Consider the following 24,833-nt stretch of genomic DNA (forward strand, 5'->3'; position numbering starts at 1 on the left):
CTCCCGGTGGCCTCGCGAGCGGACACTGTCACCTGGGAGGAGGGCGACGGCGGTGGTGGGTGCTGGCATCTTCGGGCCATGGCGCGCAACAGCACCCTGACGGCACGGCTGGGCTACATCGACACGCAGGCGACCTTCGTCCAGGCGGCGCTGCTCGCGGCGCACGGAGCGGGTGCGCGGGCGGGCGGCTTCCGGGTGTCGGACGTGCGCTTCTTCTTCCTGCTGTTCACCAACTGGGTGGAGCACGACGTCACCCGGCCCTCGCAGGACATCGACCTCACGCAGGTGCGGCGGACGCTGGAGCGGCTGGTGCGCGCGGGCCACGCGGAGGCGGGCACGAGCGCGAAGGTGAAGGGCGTGCCGCGAGGACGCCGGTATGTGCTCACGGGCGAGGGGCTGTGTTCGCTGGCGGAGGGGCTGGCCGCGCGGGAGCGGGCGCCGCTGGAGGAGGCGCTGTTCGCGGTCTGCTTCGCGGCGAGCTACCGGGACGCGGTGCTGTCGCGGGTGGAGGGACGGGCGCGGGCGCCGTCCGCGGCAGTGCGGCGGCGGGTGGAGCGGGCGTTGGATCCGCTGCGGCTCTTGAAGGAGGCGCAGCGCACGTCGGCCGCGGTGCTCGCGGACCTGGAGGAGCGGGTGGAGGCCGGGCTGCGGTACGAGGAGAAGGCGCGCGAAGGCCTGGCCCGCGCCGAGTCCGAGGCCGAGGTGGTGCGCGCCCTGGAGGCCGCGGGCTCCTACCAACTGCACCGGGTGCGGCCCCTGGGCGAGGTGCTGCTCGCGCTGCCAGAGGACCTGCGCCGCTTCGAGTTGACGGAAGGCATGGGCCTGCGCTCGCGGCTGCTCTTCGGGCCCCTGGCGGAGCGGGCACGGGCGGAGCACACGGTGCTGACGCGGCTGGAGGCCCGGCTCACCGCCGGCAAGGCGCCGGGGTGAGGCCCGGGTCCATGAAGGGCTAGCGCAGCTCGCGGGTGAGGCGCGAACCGAGCAAGAGCGCGAGGCCGTCCTCGATGAGTCCCGCCAGCAGGTTGGGCACGCGCAGCTTGTCCGAGGCGAGCGTGCGGAAGCCGTAGAAGAAGTAGCTGGAGGCGATGGCCGCGGCCGCGCCGACGACGGCGAGCCCGACCTTGGCGCCCTTGCGCTCGCGCGACACGGCGGCGCCGGAGATGGCGCCCGTGAGGATGCGGCCGACGAGGACCTTGGGCGCGATGCGCGACGGAATCTTGGAGGACTTGTCCGCCACCATCTCGCCGAACGCCATCATGCCCAGGCGTTTGGACACCGCCTTCGACGTGAGGCCCGGCAGCGCCCGTTTCAGCGCCTTGCCCGGCTTGCGCGACAGCTCATGTGAGAGGAACGCCGGAGCCGACATGCTCCGCATTCCCGCGAGGACGCCGAAGCCCGCCGCCTTCCAGACATCGTTGTTCGAACGCATTGGTTTCAACTCCCATCGGGTGAAAATGGGAGGGTGGGGGCGAGGGCCGTGTCTGGCCATGCCCGAGCAGGCGGGCACTCAAGGCCCTGAAGGCCCGGAGCCCCCAGGCTGCGGGAGTCGCAGCATCAGGCCCGTGAGCAGCGCGCCCACCGCGGCCCCGATGGCACCCGTGACCTCGTAGGAGCCCATGGGGACCATGAGCGCCATCACCAGTCCCAGGCCCCCGAGCCACAGGAAGCCCTGCCGTGCCCGGTGTCGCTCCCGGGCCGTGTCCGCGATGACGGTGGCGTAGAGGAACGCGAGCACGCTTCCCACGAACTGGGTCCAGGGCAGGGCCCGCTCCAGGAAGCGCGCGAAGGTGACGAAGCCATCCGTCCAATGCGGTGCCGGGACCACTCCGGCCAGGGCCTCGACGCTGAGGCCTTGGAAGAGATGCCGGATGTCATCGCTCATGAGGTGGCAGAGGCCCTGGAACACGGTGGCCACCAGCAGCGTGGCGAACATCGACCCCGCCGGGGGCGCGGGCACGAGCAGCTCCCACTGGCGCAAGGCCCCCAGGCGTTCCGGAGGGACCTCCAGCGGGTGCGGGTACGCCAGGCTCAAGAGGGCCCGCGTGACGGCGATGCTGACGGGCACGCCCTGTTCATCCACCAGCGAGTCCACGCCCTGCCGTTCGAGCAGCGCATGCAGCGCGGGCGCGAGCTTCGCGGGGTCCTCCATCCGGACCAGCACGTCGATGAAGGCATGCAGGGCACCCGCCTTCTCGCTGCGCCGGGCCTCCGCGCCCAGCGCCTCCTCCAGCATCGGCATCAGGTCGTCGATGGACGGGGTGGGCGCGGCATGGGCCACGAAGTCAGGCGTCGCATCCCCGGGCGCTTCACGGGAAGTGGGCCGTTGCCGCGCCTGCGTGCTCATGGGCGGGAGTCTATGTCGGGCTCGCGACGGTGGAGAACTCAGCCCTCCGTGTTGCGCAGGAAGTTCGCCACGTGGGCGAAGCGGTCGTCCAGGAAGCGGCGCAGCCCTCCGGTGACGCCGCGCTGGTCCATGGCCTTGTGCATGCAGCGCAGCCACGCATCCCGCATCGCCAGGTCCACCGGCACGTGGCCGTGGCGCATGCGCAGGCGCGGGTGCCCGTGCGTCGCGCTGTAGTGCTGCGGCCCTCCCAGCCAGCCCATCAGGAACAGGCCGAAGCGCTCGCGCGTGCCCCGGTTCACCTTGCCCTCCGCGTCCAGCTCGTGGACCTTCGCGAGCGCCGGCTCCTCCGCGTCCATCACGTCGTAGAAGGCCTCGGCCAACGCGCGGACCGCCTCCTCGCCTCCCAGGCGCGTGAAGGGCGTGTCGTCCAGCGTGGGGACCCAGTCATCCGACGACGGCGGCTTCAATTCGATGGTCATGGATTCGCTTCCTCAGGCCGCCCAGCGCTTCGGCCGGCGCTGGAGGCTCTTCAATCCCAATCCTTCACAGAACGCCTTGAAGCGCGCCTCCGGGACACCCTTCCACTCCAGGTCCGCCAGCGACGCCGTGCCCGGCAGCGGCGCGTCCTCCACCAACGTGGCCAGCGTCCGGTACAGCCGCGCGTCCTCGCGGTGCGCCTTCAACGTCGCCGCCAGCTTGTCCGCGCCCCGAGGCTTCGCCGTCCACTCCGCCGCGCTGTCCGGGATGGCCTCCAGGTGGCCGTACGCCTGCAACACCGTCGCCGCCCCCTTCGCCCCGAAGCCCGGCAGCCCGGGGATGCCGTCCGCGTCGTCGCCCATCAGCGCGAGCAGGTCCGGCACACTCTCCGGCGCCACGCCCAGCTTCGCCTTCACCGCCTCCGCGTCCATCACCTTCTGCTGCCGCCGGTCCACCTGCACCACGTGCTGGCCGCGCACGCACTGGCCCAGGTCCTTGTCCGGCGTCAGCAGGCGCACCTGCTCCACCTCGCCTGCCCAGCGAGCAGCCGCCGTGGCGAGCGCGTCGTCCGCCTCGTGGTCCTTCATGGACCACACCCGCACGCCCAGGGCCTCCACCGCCTGCTCCACCAGGTCGAACTGCGCGCGCAATTCCGGCGGCACGCCCTCGTCCCCCTTGTAGCCAGCGAACAGGGCGTTGCGGAACGAGCGGATGGGGTTGTCGAACGCCACCGCCACGTGCGTCACGGCCTCCGTCTCGTCGTGCAACAGCGCGAGCAGTGAGTCCATCACCCCCGCCGTGGCCTTGACGTCACGACCATCCGGGGCCGTGGTGCCCGGACGGGGCGAGTAGTGGGCCCGGTACAGCTCATACGTGCCGTCCACGAGGTGCAGGCGCATGTTCCCCCTCTAGCGTCCCTCCCGCCGCACGGCCAGCAGCCCGTGCACCAGGACCGCCCGGGCAGGAGGCGTGCGCCTCGTTCCCTACATGACGCCTGTCAACCCCCTTGGCCAGCAGGCATGGCGGGCATGGGTCGCCAGTGCCGAAAGGCCGCACGCCCCCCACTTTTGAGCCGACTTCTTCTCTCTGGACCGCCGGTGCGTCCCAGCAGTCCTCCCGGCACGAGGTGACCCATGCGCCCGAAGCTGTTCGCCACCGCCCTGCTCTGCGTTGCCTCCCTTGGCTGTGCGAGCAAGCAGGTCATCACCACCGCCACCCACCAGGAGCGCGTCCAGGCCGAAGCGGCGCTGCGCTCGGCGGAGAACTCGCAGGCCCCGAACGTGCCGGAGGCCGCGCGTCACCTGGAGTTCGCGCGCCAGCAGATCGCCGAAGGAGAGCGGTTGGTCCAGGAGGGCGAGGAGGAGGCCGCGGAGCTGCGCTTCCGTCAGGCCGCCGCGGACGCGGACCTCGCGGCGGCGCTCGCCCGCGCGGTGCCCCTGAAGGCCGAGGCGCGACGGACCTCCGAACAGCTCGATGCGATGCGGCGCGGTCAGCCCTGAGTCCCCACCTTTTCTGTCTGTGAGGAGAGCGTCATGCAGCGTTGGAAACAAGGATGGTTGGCTTTGGCTGGAGCCTCCGCGCTCACGGTGGTGGGGTGCGCTCACGGCCCTCCGCCCAGTGAGCTGACCGCAGCCCGCGAGGCCTACCATGAACTCACCCGCAGCCCCGAAGGCCGCGAGCGCCCCGCGGACGTCGCCGCCGCCCGCGTCGCGCTCCAGGAGGCGGAGAACGAATACGCCGACAGCGAAGGCTCCGTGAGGACCCGGTCCCTGGCGTACGTGGCCCTGCGCAAGGCGGAGATCGCGGACGCCCGGGGCGAGGCGGACCTGGCCGCGCAGCAGCGTGCCCAGGCGGAAGCAGCCCTGCGCCAACAGCAGGAGGCGCGCGCACAGACCCTCACGCGCCAGCAGGAGGAGGAGCGCGCGAGGTACGAGCAGCAGCGCCTGCAGTACGAGCAGCAGCGGGCCCAATTGGAGGCCCAGCGGCAGCAATACGCGCAGCAGCAGGCGCAGACGGAGGCCCAGCGGCAGCAGGAATTGGAGCGCATCCGCACCGCGGAGGCGCAGCAGCGCCAGCAACTGGAGGCGGAGAACCAGCAGCGCCTGCAACAGCAGACGGCGGAGGCGCAGCGGCTGGCCCAGGCCAACCAGGAACTGCAGCGGCGCACGCAGGAGCTGGAGCAGGAGCGTCAGGCCCGACTCCAGGCGGAGCAGCGCGCCGCGCAGGCGCTGGCGCAGTTGCAGGACAAGGACCTGAAGGTGCGGGAAGAGGCGCGCGGTACGGTGGTGACGCTCTCCGGCAGCGTGCTCTTCGCGTCCAACGCGGTGGACCTGCTGCCGTCGGCGCGGGACCGCCTTTCGGATGTGGCCACGGCGCTCCAGGAGTCGCAGAACCCGCTGCTCATCGAGGGGCACACGGATTCGCGCGGCACGGACGACTACAACTCGCAGCTGTCGCAGCGGCGGGCGGAGCGCGTGCGCGAGTTCCTCATCAGCCAGGGCGTGCCGCCCAACCGCATCGAGATCCGCGGCGTGGGGGAGGACCGCCCGGTGGCCACCAACGACACGGCCGAGGGCCGAGCCAACAACCGCCGCGTGGAGATCGTGATGGAGCACACCCCGCAGCCGCGCACCACGGGCGTCGGCGGCAGCGGCGCGCAGCAGCCGGGTCAGAACGTGCAGCAGCCCGGACCGCAGGGCACGCAGCCCTCGGGTCAGGTCCCGCAGCCCGGCGTCGGAACTCAGCAGCCGTCCGGCATGGGCACCCAGCCCTCGGGCCAGGGCACGCAGCCCGGCGGCACGGGCGGCAGCGGCCTGGGTCCCAACGGCATCGACCACCAGAACCCGGCCCCGCCCCAGGGCACCGGCACCGACGTGCAGCAGCAGATGCCCCCACCGCCCCGGAGCACTCCCGGGCAGTGAGGCCGTCTTGAACCCTCGGAGCCACACCCCCAGGTCCCCATCCCCCTCGGGTGGGGACCTTCTTCGTCCGCGCTTCGTACGCGCGAGACCTCCAGGAGCGCGCTACCCTTGAAGTCCGGCTCCGCCATGTCGCCCGACAAGTCGCCCCTCCTGCTCACCACCGAGCGCCTCCACCTCACGCTGCTGCCACCCGACGCGGCGGAGCGCGTGCTGGCGTACCACGAGGCCAACAAGGAGCACCTGGGGCCCGTGTCTCCGGCCCGCCCGGCGACCTTCTTCTCCACCGCCTACTGGCGCACGCGCCTCGCGCAGGACCGCGAGGACTTCCGCCATGACGTGTCGCTGCGCCTCTTCCTGCTGCCCCGGGGCCAGTCCATCTCGCTCGCCCCCGTGGTGGGCAGCATCGCGCTCACGAACATCCGGCGGGGCCCCCTGCAGGCCGCGGACCTGGGCTACGGCCTGGACCACCGCCACGAGGGCAAGGGGCTGATGACCGAGGGCCTCCAGGCCGTCTGTGATTACGCCCTCGGCGCCATGGGCCTGCACCGCGTCCAGGCCAGCCACCTGCCGGAGAACCTGCGCAGCGCGGCCGTGCTGCGCCGCCTGGGCTTCGTCGTCGAGGGCTATGCCCGCGACTTCCTCCTGCTCGACGGCCGGTGGCGCGACCACGTCCTCACGTCGCTCGTGGCCGTCCCCGAACCTGGCCTGCGCGGCGGCCCCTGAGTCCAGTCCGCGGTTCCCCGGACCGCGAAGCAGCCTGAACTTTCATGGAAACCAATTTTGTCGATAACTCGGATAAACAGGTGGGTTTTCCGCCCATTTGCCAGATTTGGACCTACTATCGACAAAATTGAATGAAGCCCGAGCGCACTGACTTTCGAGAGGAGTTCTGGAAGAACCCGCCGCCGTTGCCGCGCGGCGTCGAACTGGTGCGCCAGGAGGCGGTTGTCGTGCCTCGCGTAGGCCCTGGGGGAGCCTCTGTCTACGACCTCGCGGAGCTCCGGCTGCCGGAGATGCGCGTGCCCGTGCTGTTGGGGTACCGGGCCCCGTTGTTCCCGGTGGAGGTGCTGAACCAGCGCGAGAAGCTGCTCGCCCTGCGTGATCAGCTTCGACAGAGAGATTCGGACGTCCGCTCCCTACCCGCCTTCCGGATCCCCATGCTCGTCACGGACTCGGCGTCTTCCACCGTGATCGATGCCTGCGAGCGCGAGGAACTGGCCCTGGTGGACCTGCGCGGGACGTTCTTCCTGCGCACGGGCAATGCCTTCATCCGCGTTCAAGGGAACAGGCCCGCGAAACGAACTCCCCGTGAGCCCCTCTTCCACGGCAAGGGCTGCCGGATCGTGCGGGTCCTGCTCCAGTCTCCGACGACCGGATGGACGGTTCGCGCGCTCTCGGAGAAGACCCAGACGAGCTATGCCTATGCGCATGGCGTCCTCAAGCGACTCGTCCTGGAGGGATACGTCCAGAGGGGTCTCGGCACGGGGCTCCGGCTCCGGGAGCCCGTGGCCTTGCTGAATGCGTGGCTGGAGAGTGGCAGGCCGACTGCTATTTCACGGGAGGGCTTCAATGCTCCCTCCACGACACCGGCTCAGCTCAAGGAGGGTGCCTCCCTGCTGGTGTCGCAGGGCATCCGCGCCATCTTCACGCTGGCCAGCGCCCTGCTTCCCGAAGAGCGCTTCGTCTCGGGAGTGCCCCACGGAATCTATCTCTCAGGTTCCCTGGAGGGCGCCATCCACGCCTTCGGATTGCGCCGGATGACACCCCACAACTTCTGGGTGCTTCGCGCGGAACCCGCCGCGGAGACCGAGCTGGGAGGCGTCTACTTCGCCCAGAGGCTGCTCCCGCACGGTCAAGGCGTCGCGTTGCCGCAACTGGCCCTGGACTTCCGCCAGAGTGGTGGCAGGGGAACTGAACAGGCGGAGGAGCTGGTGCGGCGCTATGCCAAGGCCCTGCCCCTTTCGGACGAAACGCGATGACCGAAGAAGAGAGGTTCGAGGAGATCCTCGGTGAGCTGGGCGAGTTGCTGCTCGACCTGGGGGACCTGTCATCCTGCGTGCTCCTCATCGGAGGACAGGTGCTCGCGTTGCAGTCCCTGCAGCAGGGGGGAACCGGCGTCATCTCCATCGAGACGGATACGGGCATCGTGGTCGAGCGAGGCTTTTCATTCGAGCCGGATCTGCTGTTCGACATGGACGGGACGGAGTTCATGGCGGAGCGCCTGCCCGAGGTCCTCAAGCAGCGGGGATACACAAGGACCCGGGAGTTCCGCTGGTCGAAGGCGTTGCCCGGTGGGCAGATGGACATCGACCTCTTCGCGCCCACAGGCGTCGAGGCCGGAGCCCTCCCCACCCCCATGACACCCCTCCAGGATGCACGGCTGGCACTTCGTCGGAAGCAACCCGTGAACCTCACCCTCGGCGGCAAGACCTTGCGGATCCTGCTGCCGGATGCCGCGGGCTTCCTCGCGATGAAGGAACGCGCCAAACGCGAGCAGCGGCCTGAGAAGACCAAGGACAGCTTCGACATGTTCGCGTACGTCAAGCTGGTGGGCCCGGAGGCTGTGCGTGCATCGCTGCAACAAGCCGGAGAGGAGGGACGTGCGCTCCGCGGCAGGCTGCTTGATCTCTTCTGGAATGCCGCGGCTCCGGGCGTCCGGGACGTCATCACCTATGCGGCGAGCCTCGACACGGACGAGCAGGAACTGCTTGCCCAGGCGGCTGTCGACCTGTTCGCGGAGCTCTGAACCGAGCGGCCCCTAACGCGCGGGGGCCCGGATTTTCGGCGCCGGCACTGGCGCCTTCAGGTGCGTGTCGAACCAGTCCAGCGTGCGCAGGAAGCGGTCCTTGTTGTGCTCGGGCTTGCGGAAGCCGTGGCCCTCGTCCGCGTAGATGACGAGCTGGGTCTTCACGCCCAGCGCCTTGAGCGCCTTGTAGAACTCGTAGCCCTGCGAGGCCGGGACCTCCATGTCCCGCTCGCCGTGCAGCACCAGCGTGGGCGTGCGCACCTGCTTCACCGCGTTGATGGGCGACGCGCGCGTGTACACCTCCGGGTCGTCGTAAATCGACGCGCCGAAGTACGGCAGCATCCACGTGTCGATGTGGTTCGTGCCGTAGTAGCTCTGCCAGTTGGCGATGCCCGCGCCCGCCACCGCCGCCTGGAAGCGCTGCGTCTGCGTCACCGCCCACATCGTCATGAAGCCGCCGTAGCTCCACCCCGTGATGCCCTGCCTCGCCGGGTCCACCGGCGCGGACGCCAGCACCGCGTCCACCCCGGTGAGCACGTCGCGGAAGTCGCCCTGGCCGAAGTCGCGGCGGTTCGCCTGCACGAACGCCTCCCCCTGGCCGTAGCTGCCGCGCGGGTTGGGCATGAACACCGCGTAGCCCCGCGCCGCCATCACCAGCGTCTGCGCGTTGAACCCCGGCGTGATGCCCGCCGCGGGCCCACCATGCACCACCGTCACCATGGGCACCTTCGCGTCCTTCGCGCCCTTCACCCCAGGCGCGGACACCGGCAGCACCAGCCAGCCCTGCACCTGCTGCCCGTCGCTCGTCCACGTCACGCTGCGCACGTCCCCCACCGGCACCCGCACGTCCGTGTTGAGGCGCGTCAGCTGCGTCCACGCGCCCACCGGTCCCATCCACACCTCGGGCGGCTGCGTGAAGCTGTCCCGCACCACCGCGCTCGTCACCCCGTCGCGCGCAAGCGACACCTTCAGGTGCTCCGCGCCCTTCCACAGCACCGTGATGTCCTTCGCCTGGGGAGACACCGTCACCAGCGCCGACTCGCCCTGCGCCTGCGCCGCGAACAGCAGCCGCTCCGGCGCGGGCCAGAACAGCTCCGTCGCGGTCGCCTTCAGCCCCTCCGTGAGGTTGCGCGCGGGCGGCACGCGGGCCGGCAGCGCCGCCTTCGCCCCGGGCCGCACCTTCGCCGCCAGCCGCTCCGGCACCGACACCGTCCACACGTCCCCGCCCGTGTTGCCCTCGTCGCTCATCAGCCCCTCGACGAACGCGAGCTGCCTGCCATCCGGGCTCCACGTGGGCTCCGCCACCTGCCACTTCGGCGCGTGCAACAGCGACGTCTCCCCCGTCGCCGCCTCCACCGCGTACACCTTCGCCACCCACCAGTTCGCATCCCCCGGCGGCGGCGAGGCCGTCACGGCCACGCGGGCCCCGTCCGGGCTCCACGCGTACTCGTGGATGAACAGGCCCGCGGGCGACACCAGCCGCAGCCGCGCGTCCTCCACCGACACCACCCCGAAGCGCTTCACCGGCGGGGACTCCTGCACCACGCCCGTCTCGCGCGCCGCCGGCCCTCGCGGCCCCTGCGCATCCTCCGAGCCCTCGATGACCATCACCCCCACCGACTTCCCGTCGGGCGACCACTTCGGCGCGGACAGGAGCCCCTTCAGGGTCGTGAGCCTTCGCGGCGGCCCGGACGCTCCCGTCACGTCCGCCACGTAGAGCTGCCGCGTGCGCCCCTCCCCCGCCGTGGAGAGGAACGCGAGCCGCTGGCCATCCGGGCTCCACGCTAGCGAGCCTTCGGCGCACAACGCGGCGTCCTTCGACGCGGTGATGCGCACGGGGGGCCGCTCCGGGTGCGCGCGCTCCACCACCTGGAGCTTCATCGCCTCCGCGGGCACGCCGGCACCGGGCGGCACCGACTCCACCCACGCCACCCGCGCCCCGTCCGGCGACAGCGCCACCTGACGGAAGCGCACCGTGCGCTGGAGCGTGTCGTAGACGGCGCCCGCCTCCGGACGCGCGGGGGTGGGCGCCGGCACCGCGCCGGACGCCACCGCGCTCCCCCACAGCCCCACCACCACCAGACCCAGGCTTGCCGCTCGCATCGACCGCCTCCCACTCCGAGCACCACGAAGCATCGCGGCGCGGGAGTGTAGCGGACCGGCGGCACCGGGAGCGCGAACCCCTGGAAGGGGCTCCGCTCCCGGCCGGCCGTCAGTGCAGCTGCTCGGGGAGCATGGGCAGGCCGTGGAAGAAGCGCCGCCCGCTCTCGAAGCGGTGGTGGAAGGTCACGCGCTGGTCCAGGTACAGCCGCGCCATCTCCTCCTCACCGTAGGCCCGGAAGAACGCGGCGCGCGCTTCGTCACACGCCCGCTCGTACTCCACGCACAGCGCCTCCCAGTCCTCCGGTGGAATGTCGCCCTCCGGCCAGCCCTCGCCGGTGAGGCCGTACTCACGCTCCATCGCGTCCAGCTCCCCGGCGCGCATCCGCACGCGCGGGTCCTCCGCGATGGCTTCGTCCGCCATCGCCGTCAGGATGTGCGCCACCAGGAAAAATCCCGCGTCCGGAGGCACCGCGCCCGCGTCCCGCGCGGTCCGGAACGTCACCAGCAACTGCGCGTCCATCGCCTCGCCGCCCAGCTCCGCCAGCTTCGCCGCCAGCCCCCGCCACCGGGCCTCCGTCTCACGGGCCTCCCGCCGCATCCCGTCCAGCTCCCGCTCACCCATCTTCTTCATGGTGTCCTCTCCCATCCCGTGAAGGTCCCCTCGCCACGAAGGTTCCCATCCCGGTCTGACGCGCCGGCCCCGCAAAGCGTGCTGTCCCAGTTTCCCAGGAGGTCCCCGGGCGTCCGCTGCCGGACTCGGGAGGCGGAGGCCGTCCGCTGACGGACGCCCCCCCGCCTTCAGGGGACGGACGGCCTGGCGGCCCTGCCGGTCGTTTCCGGCTGTCCGGAGGGACGAACCGGGCGCGCGGCGATTGCCTGCGGTGAACGGAGCGGGTGGGCGGCGGGTGTCACCCGCTGGACGCTTGGCCCGGGCCCGGGGCCGGCGGACGCGGTTGGAAGCGGAGGACGGTTGCCGTCAGGCGTGGGATGACGCATCCGCAGAACCCGGGGCCTGAACATGGGGGCCCCCGTTGGGGAGCAGAACCGGTGTCCGAACCCGAAGTCAGGCTGGAGCAGCGTTCCCAGGTCACGCCCCGCACGGTGTTCACCGTGTGCTTCGCGGTGCTCGGGGTGATCATCCTGGTGACGCTCGTCGTCAAGACGCGCGTGGCCCTCACGCTCACGGGCATCGCGGCGCTGCTCGCGCTCGCGCTGGAGCACGGCGTGTCGCGGCTGGAGAAGCGCGGCCTCAAGCGGTGGATGGCCATCACGCTGGTGCTGCTCGGGCTGCTGGTCGCGGTGGGCGCGCTGGGCCTGCTGGTGATTCCGGACCTGGTGGCGCAGGTGGACGCGCTGGTGACGCAGTGGCCGCAGCTGTGGAAGCAGATGCGCGGCACCGGCATCCTGCGCGCGCTCAACCAGCGGCTGCACAGCCTGGGCTGGAGCGAGCGGCTGGAGGAGGCCACGCCGGCGCTCGCGGGCCCGCTGCCCCCGCTGCTGATGAGCGCCATTGGCGGCGTGGTGGGCCTGTTGGGCGGCGTCCTCACCGTCTTCTTCCTGGTGGTGTTCATGCTGGTGTTCGGCGGCGGCGTGCTCCGGCGCCTGCTGGAGCTGGCGCGGCCGGACCACCGCCTGCGCTACGTGCGCGTGCTGCGCAACATCTACACCGCGACGGGCGGCTACCTGTCCGGCATCACGCTCATCTGCGCCATCAACGCCACGCTGACGACCACGATGCTCGCCGTGCTGGGCATGCCCTTCTACCTGCCCCTGGGCGTCGCCAGCGGCTTCTCCAGCCTCGTGCCCTACGCGGGCCCCATCATCGCGGGCGGCGTCATCACGCTCTTGACGCTCGCCACCGGCGGCCTGTGGAAGGCGCTCATCGTCTTCACCTACTTCGTGCTCTACGGCCAGCTGGAGGGCAACGTGATGGCGCCGCTCGTCTTCAAGCGCACCGTGCACGTCAACCCGCTCATCACCCTGCTGGCGGTGCTGTTCTGCGTGGAGCTGGCCGGCATCGTGGGCGCGGTGGTGGCGGTGCCCGTGGCGGCCGCGGTGCAGATCATCGTGCGCGAGGTCCTCCTCTTCCGCCAGGAGCGCCGAGCGTCCGCGGTGCACGTGGAGCCCTGATGGCGTCGCCGCTCCAGCTCCTGCTCACGCACGGTTCGGGGCCGCTGCTCTTCCTCGTGCTGGTTGCGGGCGGACTGGGGCTGCCGTTCCCGGAGGACCTGGTCCTGCTCGCCGCGGGAGTGCTCGCCCACCGGGACGTGCTGTCGCTGCCGGGCGCCCTGGCGCTGTGCTTCCTGGGCGTCTTGAGCGGGGACACCGTGCTCTTCCTCGTGTCCCGGCGGCTGGGGCAGGCCCTGTACACGCACCCGCGCACCCGCCGCCTGTTTCCTCCCGCGCGCCGCGAGCACGTCCAGCGGCTGTACGCGAAGCACGGGGCGCGCGTCGTCTTCCTCGGCCGCTTCATGTCCGTGCTGCGCGTGCCCGTGTTCGCCATGGCCGCGGCGGAAGGGATGTCCCTGCGCCGCTTCCTGCTGTGGGATGGATTGGCGCTGTGCCTGAGTTCTCCCCTGGTGGTGATGCTGGGCTACGTGGGGTCGGCCAGCGTGGACCGCGTGGCGAAGGGCGTGGGGCGGGCCGAACACTTCCTCGCGCTTGCGGGCGTGGTCGCGTTGGTGGTCGTGCTGGGCGTGCGCCATCTGCGCGAGCGTCGGCGCACCCGTCCCACCGCGTGACTGGCACCCCCATCGCAGTGGAAGCAGGCAACCGCACAGTCTGGACAGGAGCGGAGGCGAGGGCCCTTCAACTTCGGTATCTACAGGGTGTGTTGCTGATGCCATGAGTCTGGAAGCTCCAGCCCGCGCAGCCGAGGTTCCATGGGACAAGACAGCACCACGGGCGCAGGAATGGACTGGCTCTCCGGAGGTGGGGAGATGGGGCGGCTGATCCGCTCCATGGACTGGTCCAGGACGCCGCTCGGTCCGGTGGACTCCTGGCCGCAGAGCCTGCGCACCACCGTGAGCCTGTGCCTGTCCTCCACCTTCCCCATCCTCATCGCGTGGGGGCCGGAGCGCGTGCAGCTCTACAACGACAGCTACCGGCCCATCTGCGGCGCCAAGCACCCGGAGTCCATGGGGCAGCCCTTCCGCGACTGCTGGGCCACGGCGCTGCCGGTGGTGGGGGGCGCGTTCGAGAAGGCAGGCGCCGGCACGGGTTCCTACATCGAGAACCAGCGCATGTTCCTGGACCGGTACGGCTACCTGGAGGAGGCCTTCATGACCTTCTCCTTCAGCCCCGTCCGCGACGAGTCCGGCGACGTGGGCGGCCTCTTCCACCCCATCACCGAAGTGACGGAGAAGATGCTCAGCGCGCGGCGCACGCAGACGCTGCGCGAGCTGTCCGCCCTGCTGGGCAAGGTGAAGACGGTGGAGGCCATTGGCGCCGCGCTGCCGCAGCTGCCGCCGGACGCCGCGCTCGACGTGCCCTTCCTCCTGTTCTACCGCCGCGACGAAGCCCGGCCCCGCGTGCGGTGGGTGGGCAGCCTGGGCCTGCCCCCGGGCAGCGCGTGGAGCCCCGAGGAGGCGGAGCTGGACGGACCGTGGCCCTTCGCCGCCAGCACGGGGCCGGGGCCGCGCACGGTGCGGCTCCGGGGCGCGCCGTGGGACGGCCTGGGCCTGCCGTGCGGCCCCTATGACGAGCTGCCCGCGCAAGCGCTCGTGCTGCCCGTGCTCCCCGCCGGCATGACGGAGCCCTTCGGGTACCTGGTGGCCGGCGTGAGCCCCCGGCGCGCGCTGGACGACGCCTACCGCGGCTTCTACGAGCAGCTGCAGGCCACCCTCACCACCGCCGTGGTGAACGTGCGCGCCTACGAGGCGGAGACGCAGCGCGTGGAGGCGCTGGCCGCCATCGACCGGGCGAAGACCGCGTTCTTCTCCAACGTGTCGCACGAGTTCCGCACGCCGCTCACGCTCATCCTGGGTCCGCTGGAGGAGTCGCTCGCGGACACGGCCTGCCCGCTGCCGCCCGCCCAGCGCGAGCGCCAGGAGCTCACCCACCGCAACGCGCTGCGCCTGCTCAAGCTGGTCAACTCGCTGCTGGACTTCTCGCGCATCGAGGCCGGGCGGGTGAAGGCGAGCTTCCACCCCACGGACCTGGCGCGGCTCACCGAGGACCTGGCCAGCGTCTTCCGCTCCGCGATGGAGAAGGCGGGGCTCACGTACACCGTCGACACGCCGGACGTGGGCGAGCCCGTCTACGTGGACCGGGACATGTGGGAGAAGGTTGTCCTCAACCTGCTCTCCAACGCGTTCAAGTTCACGCTCCAGGGCAGCGTCACGGTGCGCCTCGGGCGCGAGGACGGCCGGGTGCGGCTCACCGTGAGCGACACCGGCACGGGCATCCCGGAGGCGGAGCTGCCGCGCGTGTTCGAGCGCTTCCACCGCGTGGAGACCGCGAAGGGGCGCACGCACGAGGGCACCGGCATCGGCCTGGCGCTCATCCAGGAGCTGGTGAAGCTGCACGGCGGCACGCTGGGCGTGCGGAGCGTGGAGGGCCAGGGCAGCACCTTCTTCGTGGAGCTCCCGCTGGGGAGCGCCCACCTGCCCGCGGAGCATGTCCTGGAGTCGCGGGGCGCCGCGCACGCGGGCACGCTGGGGTCGGCCTTCAGCGAGGAGGCGCTGCGGTGGCTGCCGGATGCGCCGCCAGCGCTCCCGCCGCCGGTGCCGGCCCAGGCTGCGTGCACGACGCCGGGCCCCGCGTCCACGGGGCTCGTGCCGTCACCGGTGCACGGACACATCCTCGTCGTGGACGACAACGCGGACATGCGCGGCTACGTGAGCCGCCTGCTGGCGACGCATTGGGAGGTGCGCTCGGTGGCGGACGGCGAGGCGGCCTACGAGGCGGCGCTCGCGTCGCCCCCGGACCTCATCCTGAGCGACGTGATGATGCCCCGGCTGGACGGCTTCGGCCTCCTGAAGAAGCTGCGCTTGAATCCGCGCACGCAGGGCGTCCCCTTCATCCTGCTGTCGGCGCGCGCGGGCGAGGAGGCGCGCATCGAGGGGCTCCAGGCCGGCGCGGACGACTACCTGGTGAAGCCCTTCTCCGCGCGCGAGCTGCTGGCGCGGGTGGAGAGCCAGCTCCAGCTGGGGCGCGCGCGCCAGCAGATCTCCGACTTCTTCATGCAGGCGCCCTCGGCCATGTGCGTGATGACGGGCCCGGAGCTGGTGTTCACGGTCATCAACCCCAAGTTCGCGAAGCTGATGGGCCGGGACATGCTGGGCAAGCCCGCCCTCGAGGCCCAGCCGAAGGGGGGCCACGGCGTGCTCATCCAGCACCTGGAGCGGGTCTACCGCACCGGGGAGCCCTATGTGGGCCGCGAGGTGCCGGTGCGGCAGCCGGATGGCCAGGGCGGGTTGAAGGAGCTGGTGGTGGACGTGGACATCCACGCCCAACGCGATGGCTCGGGCCACATCCTGGGCCTGCTCGTCGCCGTGCAGGAGATCAGCGAGCAGGTCCGCGCGCGTCAGCAATTGGAGGTCCTCACGCAGGACCTCCAGACCGCGCTCACCGCGCGGGACACCTTCCTGGGCGTGGCGTCGCACGAGCTGAAGACGCCCGTCACCGCGCTGCTCCTCAACCTGGAGATGACCCGCCGCCGCCTGTCCTCCCCGCGCGGCGATTCGCCCTCGCCCGCGAAGCTGAAGGTGGCTGTGGAGACGGCGCAGCGGCAGGCGGAGCGGCTGGCGCGGCTGGTGGACGAGCTGCTGGACGTCTCCCGCATCCAGGCCGGCAAGCTGGACTTCAGCCTGGAGGAGAGCGACCCCGGGGAGCTGGTGCGGGAGGTCATCGAGTCCTTCCGCGAACAGCTCGGCCAGGCCCGCTGCGGGGTGGAGCTTCAGGTCGTGCCGGGAGCGCGTGTGTGGTGGGACCGCTCGCGCATGGAGCAGGTGCTGGTCAATCTCTTGTCCAACGCCATCAAGTACGCGCCCGGGCAGCCCATCCGCATCGAGGTCGCCCCGCACGACAGCCATCTCATCATCCGCGTCGCGGACTCCGGCCCCGGCATCCCGCGCGAGCACCAGGACCGCGTCTTCGAGCGCTTCGAGCGGGGAGGCCCGCCCCGCTCGGTGCACGGCCTGGGGCTGGGGCTCTACATCGCCAGTCAGATCGTCCAGGGCCACCACGGCGAGCTGCGCCTGGACAGCGACGCGGGCCGGGGCGCCACCTTCACCATCGAGCTGCCGCTGACGCCCCACGCCCAGGCGTGACGCTTCCTTCAGCCCGCGGCCACCTCGCGCAGGCTGTCCTCCACGCCGGACAGCAGCACGTCCAGGTCCGCGTCCGGGATGTTGAGCGCGGGCGCGATGTAGACGGTGTCGCCCAGGGGGCGCAGGTAGAGGCCCCGGCGCCGCGCGGCCTCGTACACGCGCCAGCCGCTGTTGGCGAAGTAGCCCCCGCCGCCCAGGTCCAGCGCGCCCACCATGCCCACCGCGCGCGGGCGCACGAGGCCGGGGATGGTGGCGGCCATGTGCTCGAAGGCGGCCTTCACGCGCGGCGCCTTGCGCTGCACCTGGCCCAGCACGTCCTCGTCCCGGTACACGGCCAGCACCTCGCGCGCCACCGCCGCGCCCAGCGGGTTGCCGCAGTACGAGTGGCCGTAATACAGCGCCCGGTCCTTCGCCCCCAGGAAGCCCGAGAAGATGCGCTCGGACGCGAGCGTGGCGCCAAAGGGCAGCAGGCCTCCGCTCAGCGCCTTGGCCAGACACAGCAGGTCCGGCACCACGCCGGCCAGGTCCACCGCGAAGCGCGCGCCGGTGCGGCCCAGGCCGGTGAAGACCTCGTCGGCGATGAGGAAGGTGTCCACCGCGCGGGTGGCCTCGCGCACCTCGCGCACGAAGTCCGGCGACGACATCCACATGCCCACCGCGCCCTGGAGGACGGGCTCCAGGATGACACCGGCGATGCCGTCCGGGTCGGCGTTCAGCGCTGTCCGCAGCTGTTCCAGCGCGCGTGCGTGGCCGCCCTCTTCCGACGGGGACGGCACGTGCACCACGTCGAAGAGGAGCGGGCCGAACACGTCGCGGAACTCGGACATGCCGCCCACGCTGGTGGCGCCCAGCGTCTCGCCGTGGAAGGCGCCGGACAGGGTGATGAAGCGGGTGCGGCCGGGCCGGCCGTTCTGGGCCCAGTACTGGGCGGCCATCTTGATGGCCACCTCCACCGCGGTGCTGCCGTTGTCCGAATAGAAGACGCGCGACAGCTTCTGTTCCGCTGTCACGTCCGCGCGGTCCGCGCCCGGGGCCAGCGCCGCGAGCTCGGCCGCCAGCTGGGCAGCCGGGCCGTGCGTCACGCCCGCGAGCGAGGCGTGGGCCAGGCAGCCGAGCTGGTCCGTGAGGGCGCGGACGAGGCGCGGGTGGCGGTGTCCGAGGGTGGACACCCACCAGGAGCCATTGGCGTCCAGGTAACGCCGGCCGTCGGCGTCATGGAGGTAGACGCCCTCGGAGCGGACGACCACGAGGGGGTCGGTGTCCGCGATGTACTGCGCCATGGCGGTGTAGGGGTGCCAGACGTGCCGCTTGTCCAGTCCGACGATGGCTGCCCGCTCCACGGTGTGTGCTCCTGTCGCTGGGGTGACTCCGGCGGGTGACGCGCCGCGTGTCGTGAAGCGCGCTGACATTGCCGTGACAGCCCCGGTGTTAGCCCTGGTCTGACAGCACGGGAGAGTCATGACCATCATCATCTTCTTCATCAGTCACTGGCTGCTCTGCGTGTTCTTCCAGAGCTTCTTCCAGCACCGTTACGCGGCGCACCGCATGTACAGCATGGGGCCGCGCATGGAGAAGGCGGTGCACCTGATGACGTACCTGGTGCAGGGGTCGTCGTACCTGTCGCCGCGCGCGTACGCCATCCTGCACCGCGAGCACCACGCCTTCTCCGACACGGACAAGGACCCGCACTCTCCGCACAACTTCAAGGACGCGCTGCGGATGATGCTGCACACCAAGAAGCGCTACGACGACTACGTGCAGCGCAAGGTGGATCCGGAGCCGCGCTTCGAGGGTGGGTACCCGGAGTGGCCGCTCCTGGACAAGACGATTGGCCAGTCCTGGTGGGCGCCGCTCGGCTGGGTGGCCTTCTACACGGCGTTCTACGTGATGTTCGCGACGTCGCCCTGGCAGTTCCTGCTGTTGCCGGTGCACTTCCTGATGGGGCCGGTGCACGGCGCCATCGTGAACTGGTGCGGGCACAAGTACGGCTACCGCAACTTCAAGGGAAGCGACCAGTCGCGCAACACGCTGCCGGTGGACGTGCTGTGCATGGGGGAGCTGTTCCAGAACAACCACCACAAGTTCGGCGCGAGCCCGAACTTCGCGGCGCGCGCCTTTGAGATCGACCCCACGTGGCAGGTGATGCGCGTGCTGTCGAAGCTGGGCGTCATCCGCATCACCACGCCCCAGCGCGCGGTGTACCCGGAGCCGCGCGAGGTGGCGCGCACGAGCAGCGGCGGAGCGCAGACGGCCTGACGGCCGGCGTATCCGGAAGTGGAAGTCCCGCGGGGGAGCCGTCCGGAAGGGACTGCTCCCCCGTGGTCGTTTCCGGGGCTCAGCGCGCCTTGAGCGCCGCGCCCACGGCGTCCGCGAGCTTCGTCGTGGGCCGCCCGATGAGCCGGCTCAGCGTGTGGCTGGTGTCATTCAATTCACCCCGCGCGAGCCCCGCGTCCGCGTCCGCCAGGATGTCCGCGAACGGCTTGGGCAGCCCCACCTTCACCAGCGCGGCCGCGTACTCCGGCACCGGCAGGTCCACGTACGCCACCTTCTTGCCCGACTGCCGGGACACCTCCGCCGCGTACTCCGGCAGCGTGAAGGCCGTGTCGCCCGCCAGCTCATACACCCGGTTCTCGTGGCCCGTGCCCGTGAGCACCGCCACGGCGGCGTCCGCGAAGTCCTCGCGGCTGGCCGCGGCCACCTGGCCGTCCTTCGCGCTGCCCTGGACGACGCCGTACTCCAGCGCCGGCGCCAGCTGCTCCGTGTGGTTCTCCAGGTACCAACCATTGCGCAGGAACACGAACGGCACCCCCGAATCACGGATGGCCTGCTCGGTGGCCTTGTGCTCCCCCGCCAGTGCAATCCCCGTCGTGTCCGCGCGCAGGATGCTCGTGTAGGCCAGGAGCTTCACCCCCGCCTTCTTCGCCGCCGCCGTCACCACCGAGTGCTGCGGGAAGCGCTTCCCCACCTCGTTGGCGGAGATGAGCAGCACCACATCCCCCTTCGAGAACACCCCGTCCAGGCTCGCCGGCTGGCTGTAGTCCACCCGGTGCACCCGCACGCCGCGCGCCGCCCATGCCTTCGCCTTGTCCGGGTCGCGCACCGCCACGGCCACCTGGTCCGCAGGCACCTTCTTCAGCAACCCCTCGACGACGAACCGCCCCAGCTTCCCCGTGGCTCCCGTGACGACGATCATGGCGCTTCCGTCTCTTTCCTCCCGCGTGACGCGGGAAATCGAACTGGCACTTACCCTAACGGGGGTACTCACTTTGCGTAAGTACGCACCTTCTGGTAAGTGTCACGCATGAAGGCAACCAAGGGCAGTGCGCTGCTGGCCAAGGTGAAGCAGCGCGGAGACCTCTACGCGGCGGTGTGCCCCTCGCGCGTGGTGCTGGACCACGTCACCAGCCGCTGGGGCGTGCTGGTGCTGGTCGCGCTGCGGGAGGAGGGCATGCACCGCTTCAGCGAGCTGCGCCGCAAGGTGGGCGGGGTGAGCGAGAAGATGCTCGCCCAGACGCTCCAGGCCCTGGAGCAGGACGGCTTCGTGCTGCGGACGGCCCACCCGGTGATTCCCCCGCACGTGGACTACAGCCTCACGCCCCTGGGCCAGGAGGTGGCCGGCCACGTGGTGGGGCTGACCACCTGGATTGAAGACAACCTGCCCCGGGTGATGGAGGCCCGCGGCAAGAAGGCTTCCTGAGCGCCGCCCCCTCCCCTGGACGCCAGCCAGCGCGACGGACGAAAGCGAAGGGGCGAAGCTCGCGTTAAGACTGCCCCCGTGCCCGTCGACACCCCGCTCCAGGTCCGCATTCTCGATGCCATCCACGACGTCCCGGCCGCGGCCTGGGACGCGCTGATTGCCCCCGGTGCGCCCCCCTTCGTGCGCCACGCGTGGCTGTCCGCCATGGAGCAGAGCGGCAGCGCCACCGAGGACACCGGCTGGGCGCCCCACCACCTGACGCTGTGGCGGGGAAAGAAGCTCGTCGCCGCCGCGCCCGCCTACCTCAAGTTCCACAGCATGGGCGAATACATCTACGACTTCGGCTGGGCCAACGCCGCCGCCCAGCTGGGCGTGGAGTACTACCCGAAGCTGCTCGTGGGCGGCCCCCTGTCCCCCGCCACCGTGCCGCGCTTCCTCACCGCGCCGGGCGAGGACGCCCAGGCCCTGCGCCGCGCGCTCCTGGAGGCCGCGGTGGCGAGCGCCGAGGACGCGGGGTGCTCGGGCGTGCACGTGCTCTACCCCACCGACGAAGAGGCGGACTTCCTGGAGGAGGCCGGGCTCGCGCGCCGCATCACCCTGCAGTTCCACTGGAAGAACCCGGGCTATCGCAGCTACGACGACTACCTGGCCCGCTTCGACTCCAAGCGCCGCCACCAGCTCAAGCGCGAGCGCGCCGCCGCGGCCACCCAGGGCATCCAGCTGCGCACCGTGCGGCAGGCCGACCTGGGCCCGGAGCACGCCCAGCGCGCGTACACCTTCTACACCTCCACCTGCGAGCGCCACTCCTGGGGCCAGGTGCAGCTCACCCCCGGCTTCTTCGAGCGCGTCTTCCGCGACCTGCCCCACGCGGTGGAGATGGTGGAGGCGGTGAAGGACGGCCGCGTCATCGCGGGCGCCTTCAACCTGGTGACGCCGGAGCGGCTCTATGGCCGCTACTGGGGCTGCACGGAGGAGCACCCCTTCCTGCACTTCAACGTCTGCCTCTACCAGTCCGTGGACGACTGCATCCAGACGGGCCGCAAGGTGTTCGAGCCCGGCGCGGGCGGGGAGCACAAGGTGTCGCGCGGCTTCGAGCCCACCGCCGTGCACAGCGCCCACCTGATTTTCGACAAGCGCCTGGACAAGGCCGTGCGGGGCTTCTTGCGCATGGAGCGCCAGCGGCTGACACCCGCGGTGGAGGAGGCCGAGCGCATCTGCGGCCTCAAGCCCTGGACGCCTCCGGAAACACCTCCCGAAACGCCCGGATCCTCCGGGGCGACCTGAACGTCTGTCCGCCAGCCCACCGGCCGGATGCGAACGGCTCTCGGTTGAAGTTGTGAAATCGGGGTGAACCTCTAGAGTCCGGCCCTATGAAAGTCCCGGAGACAGAGGAAGACTTCATCCAGTGGTACGAAGACTGCTGGGCCGACCGTGACGAGGTGGAGTACCCGAAGCTGTTCGGTGCCATCAGCGAGGACGTCATCCTCCTGGAAGGCACCGGCGTGCTGGAGGGATGGCTGGAGAGCGAGTTGAGCCAGGGTCAGACGCTGGACCCCAACTGGCTCCCCATGGGCGTGCGTGTGGCGCCCCCCAGCCCCGAGTACCCCTACTGGACCTACGTGACGACCGGCCTGTCCAACCCCTTCACGGTCTCGCCCGGCGAGGAGATCGCGGAGTCCGGCCCCAGCGGCCTGGGCTACGAGATGGTCATCCACACGCCCGAAGAGGAGAAGTGGCCGGTGCTGCGCCTGTTGGACATGATGGCCTACAACCTCGTGTGCGCGAGGCTGTTCGCCATGGGGCACCGCTACCCGGTGGACGGCACCCTCACCGGCGGTGAGACGAAGCTCGCGGGCTTCGTGTTCGTGAAGGACGCGACGCGGCCCAGCCACTTCTCCCTGCCCAGCGGAGAGGTGGAGCTGCTCACGCTGGTGGGCGTGACGAAGAACGAGATGGCCTTCTCGCGCTCCAACGGCATGGACAAGCTGATGCAGAAGCTGGCGGATCCAACGAAGCCGGGCGCCGAGTACATCACCCGGCCGGAGCGTGACGAGGTGAAGCTGTAGTCAGGGCGTCGTCGTCTGCCGCCGCGCGCCCCCGGTGCGCGGCGGCGAGGCGTCCACCAGCGCGTGCAGCAGCCCCGGCTCGAAGGGCTTCTCGATGCGCGGCAGGGGCACCCCCTGGAGGAAGGCGCGGGCGCGCTCGGTGAAGCTGCCGCCCGTCATGAACACGAACCGGGACAGCACCTCCGGCTGACGCCGCGCCAGCTCCGCGTGCACGTCCATCCCGGTCAGGTCCGCCATCATCAGGTCGCAGAAGACGCGGTCGAAGTCGTCGTCCTGCTCCAGCAGCGCCAGCGCCTCGCGGCCGCTGTGGGCCACCACCACGTCGTGCTGCCGGCCGAGGATGCGCCGCAGCACCGAGGTGAGCTGCGGCTCGTCATCCACCACCAGCACGCGCTTTCGCTGGGGGCCCTCCGCCTCGCGCACCGCGGGCAGCCGCGGGTGCGCCACGGCCTCCGCGACGGGCAGCCGCACCTGGAAGGTGCTGCCCATGCCGGGGATGCTGGTGGCCGTCAGCTCGCCGTGCATGCTGCGCACGAGCCCCAGGCAGATGGACAGCCCCAGGCCGGAGCCCTCGCCCACGGGGCGCGTGGTGAAGAACGGCTCGAAGGCGCGCTGGAGCACCTCCGGCGTCATGCCCTGGCCGGTGTCGGACACCTCCGCCAGCACCCACGCGCCCTCGCGGCGGGTGGTGAGCGTCACCCGGTGGCTGGCGAAGTCCCCGGCGGGGATGGCGTGCGCGGCATTGATGAGCAGGTGCAGGAACACCTGGCCCAGGCGCGCCTCGTGGGCCAGCGCGTGGGGCACGTTGCCGAAGGAGCGCTCCACCTGGGCGCGGCTGCGCAGGTGCGTCATGGCCATGGAGACGCCGAACTCCAGCGCCGCGTGCACGTCCACCGGCGTCAGGCGCAGCTCATCCGCGCGGGCGAACGTCTGCAGGTCGCGCACGATGACGCGGATGCGCTCCGCGCCCTCGCGCGCCTCGCGCAGGGCCTCCAGCGCTTCGTCCAGCGCCGCCTGGAACGCGGGGCCGGCGCCGGCGCGGCGGCAGAGCGGCGTCAGCTGCTCCACCGCGAACTGGAGGTTGCCGGCGACGTAGGACAGCGGGTTGTTGATTTCATGGCCCACGCCCGCGGCGAGCTGCCCCGCCATGGCCAGCTTCTCCGACTGCACCAGCCGCTCGCGCGCGGCCATCAGCTCGTGCGTGCGGCGCTGGGCCAGGGCCTCCGCCTCCAGGCGGCCCGAGTGCTCGCGGGCGAGCAGCGCGTCGCGCTCCGCCTGGACGCGCTTCTTGTCGGTGATGTCGCGCGCGTAGGCGGAGATGTTGCGGCCGCTGGACCAGGCGTGCACCTCGTGCCAGCGGTCCCTGCCGGTGCGCAGCTCGAAGAGGCGGTAGCTCTCCTCGGCGGCCACTTCGCGCAGGGAGCGCTCCAGGGGGGTGCCGGCCAGCTCCGGGCACGCCTCCCACAGCACGCGGCGGAAGAGGGTCTCCTGGGTGCGGCCGGTGAGCGCGGCGGCGTTGCGGTTCACGTAGGTGAGGCGCCACTCGGTGTCCACGGTGAAGAAGGCGTCCGGCATGCTCTCCAGCACGTCGCGCACCCAGTCCAGCGTGTCCCGCAGCCCCTCCTCCATCCGCTGGGCGCTGGTGACGTCGCGCAGGCGCACCAGCACCCCGTCTCGCAGGGGGACGGCGGTGCTCTGCAGCAACACATCCCCTTCGGCGAAGTTGTCCGCGCGCGGCTGGCCGGACGCCACCACCTGGCGCAGCACGTCCAGGCGGCCCGCGAGCCCGTCCGCCGGGGAGACCTCGCTCAGGCGCCGGCCGCGGAGGAAGGTGGGCTCACGGCCCAGGGCGCGCGACGCGGCGGGGTTGGCCCACAGCCACTCGAAGTCGAGGATCTCCCCGCTGACGGAGCGCACGGCCCGCAGGACCATGCAGGCCTCCGGCTGTTCCCGCTCGGCCTCCTCCAGCGCGGACAGGAACGTGTCCGGGAGTGGAAGGGCCACGGTCATGTCGGTCGCGGACATCCATCTCCTCCGGCGCGCCCTGCGGGGATGGAAAACAGCCCCCCGACAAGATTCCCTGCGCGGCCCCCGGCCCTTCCCTGCCCCAGGAGCCCGCATGTCGCCACGAATCGCACGGCGGCTCAAGTGAGGGCCCCCCCGTACGCGTCTTTCACAGCAGTCTTGAGTTGCTGATTCCTGTATCG

At 71.2% G+C, this 24,833-nt stretch carries 22 protein-coding genes; 13 read left to right on the forward strand and 9 right to left on the reverse strand.

Features of this window, described 5'->3' with window-relative positions; translation table 11 throughout:
* Window positions 1–78: 78 nt before the first annotated feature.
* Window positions 79–930, forward strand: a complete 852-nt coding sequence (locus D7X12_RS08605) for a hypothetical protein (protein ID WP_120624780.1) — start codon at window positions 79–81, stop codon at window positions 928–930.
* A 19-nt stretch (window positions 931–949) separates the two neighbouring features.
* Here the strand turns inward: D7X12_RS08605 and D7X12_RS08610 are convergent, their stop codons facing one another.
* The 4 genes from D7X12_RS08610 to D7X12_RS08625 all read right to left on the reverse strand — a co-directional run bounded on the left by D7X12_RS08610 (window position 950) and on the right by D7X12_RS08625 (window position 3,720).
* A complete protein-coding gene (locus D7X12_RS08610) occupies window positions 950–1,429 on the reverse strand; it encodes a hypothetical protein (RefSeq protein WP_120624781.1) in 480 nt (159 codons plus the stop codon).
* Window positions 1,430–1,507: 78 nt separating this feature from the next.
* The gene (locus D7X12_RS08615) at window positions 1,508–2,344 is read right to left on the reverse strand and encodes a hypothetical protein (RefSeq protein WP_147443582.1); all 837 of its coding nucleotides are present in this window, start codon (window positions 2,342–2,344) and stop codon (window positions 1,508–1,510) included.
* A gap of 38 nt (window positions 2,345–2,382) precedes the next feature.
* Window positions 2,383–2,823: a group II truncated hemoglobin gene (locus tag D7X12_RS08620; RefSeq protein WP_120624783.1), complete on the reverse strand. Its 441-nt coding sequence runs from the start codon at window positions 2,821–2,823 to the stop codon at window positions 2,383–2,385.
* Between the two features lie 12 nt (window positions 2,824–2,835).
* On the reverse strand, window positions 2,836–3,720 hold the full coding sequence (locus D7X12_RS08625) for a 5'-3' exonuclease (protein ID WP_120624784.1): 885 nt from the start codon (window positions 3,718–3,720) through the stop codon (window positions 2,836–2,838).
* A 234-nt stretch (window positions 3,721–3,954) separates the two neighbouring features.
* Between D7X12_RS08625 and D7X12_RS08630 the strand changes: the two genes are divergently transcribed.
* From D7X12_RS08630 to D7X12_RS08650, 5 genes are all read left to right on the forward strand, one after another.
* Window positions 3,955–4,320: a DUF4398 domain-containing protein gene (locus tag D7X12_RS08630; protein WP_120624785.1), complete on the forward strand. Its 366-nt coding sequence runs from the start codon at window positions 3,955–3,957 to the stop codon at window positions 4,318–4,320.
* A 57-nt stretch (window positions 4,321–4,377) separates the two neighbouring features.
* On the forward strand, window positions 4,378–5,742 hold the full coding sequence (locus tag D7X12_RS08635; RefSeq protein ID WP_244224437.1) for an OmpA family protein: 1,365 nt from the start codon (window positions 4,378–4,380) through the stop codon (window positions 5,740–5,742).
* 126 nt (window positions 5,743–5,868) lie between these two features.
* Window positions 5,869–6,465, forward strand: coding sequence for a GNAT family N-acetyltransferase (locus D7X12_RS08640; RefSeq protein ID WP_120624804.1), 597 nt, complete (start codon window positions 5,869–5,871; stop codon window positions 6,463–6,465).
* A 131-nt stretch (window positions 6,466–6,596) separates the two neighbouring features.
* The gene (locus D7X12_RS08645; protein ID WP_120624787.1) at window positions 6,597–7,721 is read left to right on the forward strand and encodes a hypothetical protein; all 1,125 of its coding nucleotides are present in this window, start codon (window positions 6,597–6,599) and stop codon (window positions 7,719–7,721) included.
* A 44-nt stretch (window positions 7,722–7,765) separates the two neighbouring features.
* Window positions 7,766–8,488, forward strand: coding sequence for a hypothetical protein (locus D7X12_RS08650; RefSeq protein ID WP_244224438.1), 723 nt, complete (start codon window positions 7,766–7,768; stop codon window positions 8,486–8,488).
* A 12-nt stretch (window positions 8,489–8,500) separates the two neighbouring features.
* On the opposite strand, the gene D7X12_RS08655 is transcribed toward D7X12_RS08650, so the two are convergent.
* Together D7X12_RS08655 and D7X12_RS08660 are read right to left on the reverse strand one after the other, a co-directional pair.
* Window positions 8,501–10,591 carry a S9 family peptidase gene (locus D7X12_RS08655; protein WP_120624789.1) on the reverse strand — a complete coding sequence of 697 codons (2,091 nt, stop codon included), beginning with the start codon at window positions 10,589–10,591 and terminating at the stop codon, window positions 8,501–8,503.
* Between the two features lie 109 nt (window positions 10,592–10,700).
* The gene (locus tag D7X12_RS08660) at window positions 10,701–11,222 is read right to left on the reverse strand and encodes a hypothetical protein (protein WP_120624805.1); all 522 of its coding nucleotides are present in this window, start codon (window positions 11,220–11,222) and stop codon (window positions 10,701–10,703) included.
* Window positions 11,223–11,638: 416 nt separating this feature from the next.
* Between D7X12_RS08660 and D7X12_RS08665 the strand changes: the two genes are divergently transcribed.
* From D7X12_RS08665 to D7X12_RS08675, 3 genes are all read left to right on the forward strand, one after another.
* Entirely contained in the window at window positions 11,639–12,721 is a 1,083-nt protein-coding gene (locus D7X12_RS08665; protein WP_244224439.1) for an AI-2E family transporter, read from the forward strand.
* The gene (locus D7X12_RS08670; protein ID WP_244224440.1) at window positions 12,721–13,332 is read left to right on the forward strand and encodes a DedA family protein; all 612 of its coding nucleotides are present in this window, start codon (window positions 12,721–12,723) and stop codon (window positions 13,330–13,332) included. The genes D7X12_RS08665 and D7X12_RS08670 overlap by 1 nt, the downstream gene beginning before the upstream one ends.
* A gap of 198 nt (window positions 13,333–13,530) precedes the next feature.
* Window positions 13,531–16,863, forward strand: coding sequence for an ATP-binding response regulator (locus D7X12_RS08675; RefSeq protein WP_167508984.1), 3,333 nt, complete (start codon window positions 13,531–13,533; stop codon window positions 16,861–16,863).
* An 8-nt stretch (window positions 16,864–16,871) separates the two neighbouring features.
* Here the strand turns inward: D7X12_RS08675 and bioA are convergent, their stop codons facing one another.
* The gene (bioA, locus tag D7X12_RS08680) at window positions 16,872–18,203 is read right to left on the reverse strand and encodes an adenosylmethionine--8-amino-7-oxononanoate transaminase (RefSeq protein ID WP_120624792.1); all 1,332 of its coding nucleotides are present in this window, start codon (window positions 18,201–18,203) and stop codon (window positions 16,872–16,874) included.
* 118 nt (window positions 18,204–18,321) lie between these two features.
* Here bioA and D7X12_RS08685 point away from each other — a divergent pair, with 118 nt between their 5' ends.
* Entirely contained in the window at window positions 18,322–19,119 is a 798-nt protein-coding gene (locus tag D7X12_RS08685) for an acyl-CoA desaturase (protein WP_120624793.1), read from the forward strand.
* Window positions 19,120–19,198: 79 nt separating this feature from the next.
* Here D7X12_RS08685 and D7X12_RS08690 read toward each other — a convergent pair whose 3' ends face one another.
* Window positions 19,199–20,056, reverse strand: coding sequence for an SDR family oxidoreductase (locus tag D7X12_RS08690; RefSeq protein ID WP_120624794.1), 858 nt, complete (start codon window positions 20,054–20,056; stop codon window positions 19,199–19,201).
* Window positions 20,057–20,164: 108 nt separating this feature from the next.
* Between D7X12_RS08690 and D7X12_RS08695 the strand changes: the two genes are divergently transcribed.
* The 3 genes from D7X12_RS08695 to D7X12_RS08705 all read left to right on the forward strand — a co-directional run bounded on the left by D7X12_RS08695 (window position 20,165) and on the right by D7X12_RS08705 (window position 22,626).
* The gene (locus tag D7X12_RS08695; protein WP_120624795.1) at window positions 20,165–20,560 is read left to right on the forward strand and encodes a winged helix-turn-helix transcriptional regulator; all 396 of its coding nucleotides are present in this window, start codon (window positions 20,165–20,167) and stop codon (window positions 20,558–20,560) included.
* Between the two features lie 78 nt (window positions 20,561–20,638).
* Window positions 20,639–21,844, forward strand: coding sequence for a GNAT family N-acetyltransferase (locus D7X12_RS08700; protein ID WP_120624796.1), 1,206 nt, complete (start codon window positions 20,639–20,641; stop codon window positions 21,842–21,844).
* 86 nt (window positions 21,845–21,930) lie between these two features.
* Window positions 21,931–22,626 (forward strand): suppressor of fused domain protein, encoded by a 696-nt coding sequence (locus tag D7X12_RS08705; RefSeq protein WP_120624797.1) that lies wholly within the window; start codon window positions 21,931–21,933, stop codon window positions 22,624–22,626.
* Here the strand turns inward: D7X12_RS08705 and D7X12_RS08710 are convergent, their stop codons facing one another.
* Window positions 22,627–24,651 (reverse strand): ATP-binding protein, encoded by a 2,025-nt coding sequence (locus D7X12_RS08710; protein WP_120624798.1) that lies wholly within the window; start codon window positions 24,649–24,651, stop codon window positions 22,627–22,629.
* Between the last annotated feature and the right edge of the window lie 182 nt (window positions 24,652–24,833).

The organism is Corallococcus sicarius, from assembly GCF_003611735.1.
Classification (GTDB): Bacteria; Myxococcota; Myxococcia; order Myxococcales; family Myxococcaceae; genus Corallococcus; species Corallococcus sicarius.

Bases quoted from the DNA above. Each gene is read 5' to 3' on its own strand.
- D7X12_RS08675 (WP_167508984.1), top strand. From the start codon at position 13,531: ATGGGGCGGCTGATCCGCTCCATGGACTGGTCCAGGACGCCGCTCGGT.
- D7X12_RS08655 (WP_120624789.1), bottom strand. From the start codon at position 10,591: ATGCGAGCGGCAAGCCTGGGTCTGGTGGTGGTGGGGCTGTGGGGGAGC.
- D7X12_RS08705 (WP_120624797.1), top strand. From the start codon at position 21,931: ATGAAAGTCCCGGAGACAGAGGAAGACTTCATCCAGTGGTACGAAGAC.
- D7X12_RS08610 (WP_120624781.1), bottom strand. From the start codon at position 1,429: ATGCGTTCGAACAACGATGTCTGGAAGGCGGCGGGCTTCGGCGTCCTC.
- D7X12_RS08640 (WP_120624804.1), top strand. From the start codon at position 5,869: ATGTCGCCCGACAAGTCGCCCCTCCTGCTCACCACCGAGCGCCTCCAC.
- D7X12_RS08645 (WP_120624787.1), top strand. From the start codon at position 6,597: ATGAAGCCCGAGCGCACTGACTTTCGAGAGGAGTTCTGGAAGAACCCG.
- D7X12_RS08620 (WP_120624783.1), bottom strand. From the start codon at position 2,823: ATGACCATCGAATTGAAGCCGCCGTCGTCGGATGACTGGGTCCCCACG.
- D7X12_RS08690 (WP_120624794.1), bottom strand. From the start codon at position 20,056: ATGATCGTCGTCACGGGAGCCACGGGGAAGCTGGGGCGGTTCGTCGTC.
- D7X12_RS08615 (WP_147443582.1), bottom strand. From the start codon at position 2,344: ATGAGCACGCAGGCGCGGCAACGGCCCACTTCCCGTGAAGCGCCCGGG.
- D7X12_RS08685 (WP_120624793.1), top strand. From the start codon at position 18,322: ATGACCATCATCATCTTCTTCATCAGTCACTGGCTGCTCTGCGTGTTC.
- D7X12_RS08630 (WP_120624785.1), top strand. From the start codon at position 3,955: ATGCGCCCGAAGCTGTTCGCCACCGCCCTGCTCTGCGTTGCCTCCCTT.
- D7X12_RS08605 (WP_120624780.1), top strand. From the start codon at position 79: ATGGCGCGCAACAGCACCCTGACGGCACGGCTGGGCTACATCGACACG.
- D7X12_RS08625 (WP_120624784.1), bottom strand. From the start codon at position 3,720: ATGCGCCTGCACCTCGTGGACGGCACGTATGAGCTGTACCGGGCCCAC.
- D7X12_RS08695 (WP_120624795.1), top strand. From the start codon at position 20,165: ATGAAGGCAACCAAGGGCAGTGCGCTGCTGGCCAAGGTGAAGCAGCGC.
- D7X12_RS08710 (WP_120624798.1), bottom strand. From the start codon at position 24,651: ATGTCCGCGACCGACATGACCGTGGCCCTTCCACTCCCGGACACGTTC.
- D7X12_RS08660 (WP_120624805.1), bottom strand. From the start codon at position 11,222: ATGAAGAAGATGGGTGAGCGGGAGCTGGACGGGATGCGGCGGGAGGCC.
- D7X12_RS08670 (WP_244224440.1), top strand. From the start codon at position 12,721: ATGGCGTCGCCGCTCCAGCTCCTGCTCACGCACGGTTCGGGGCCGCTG.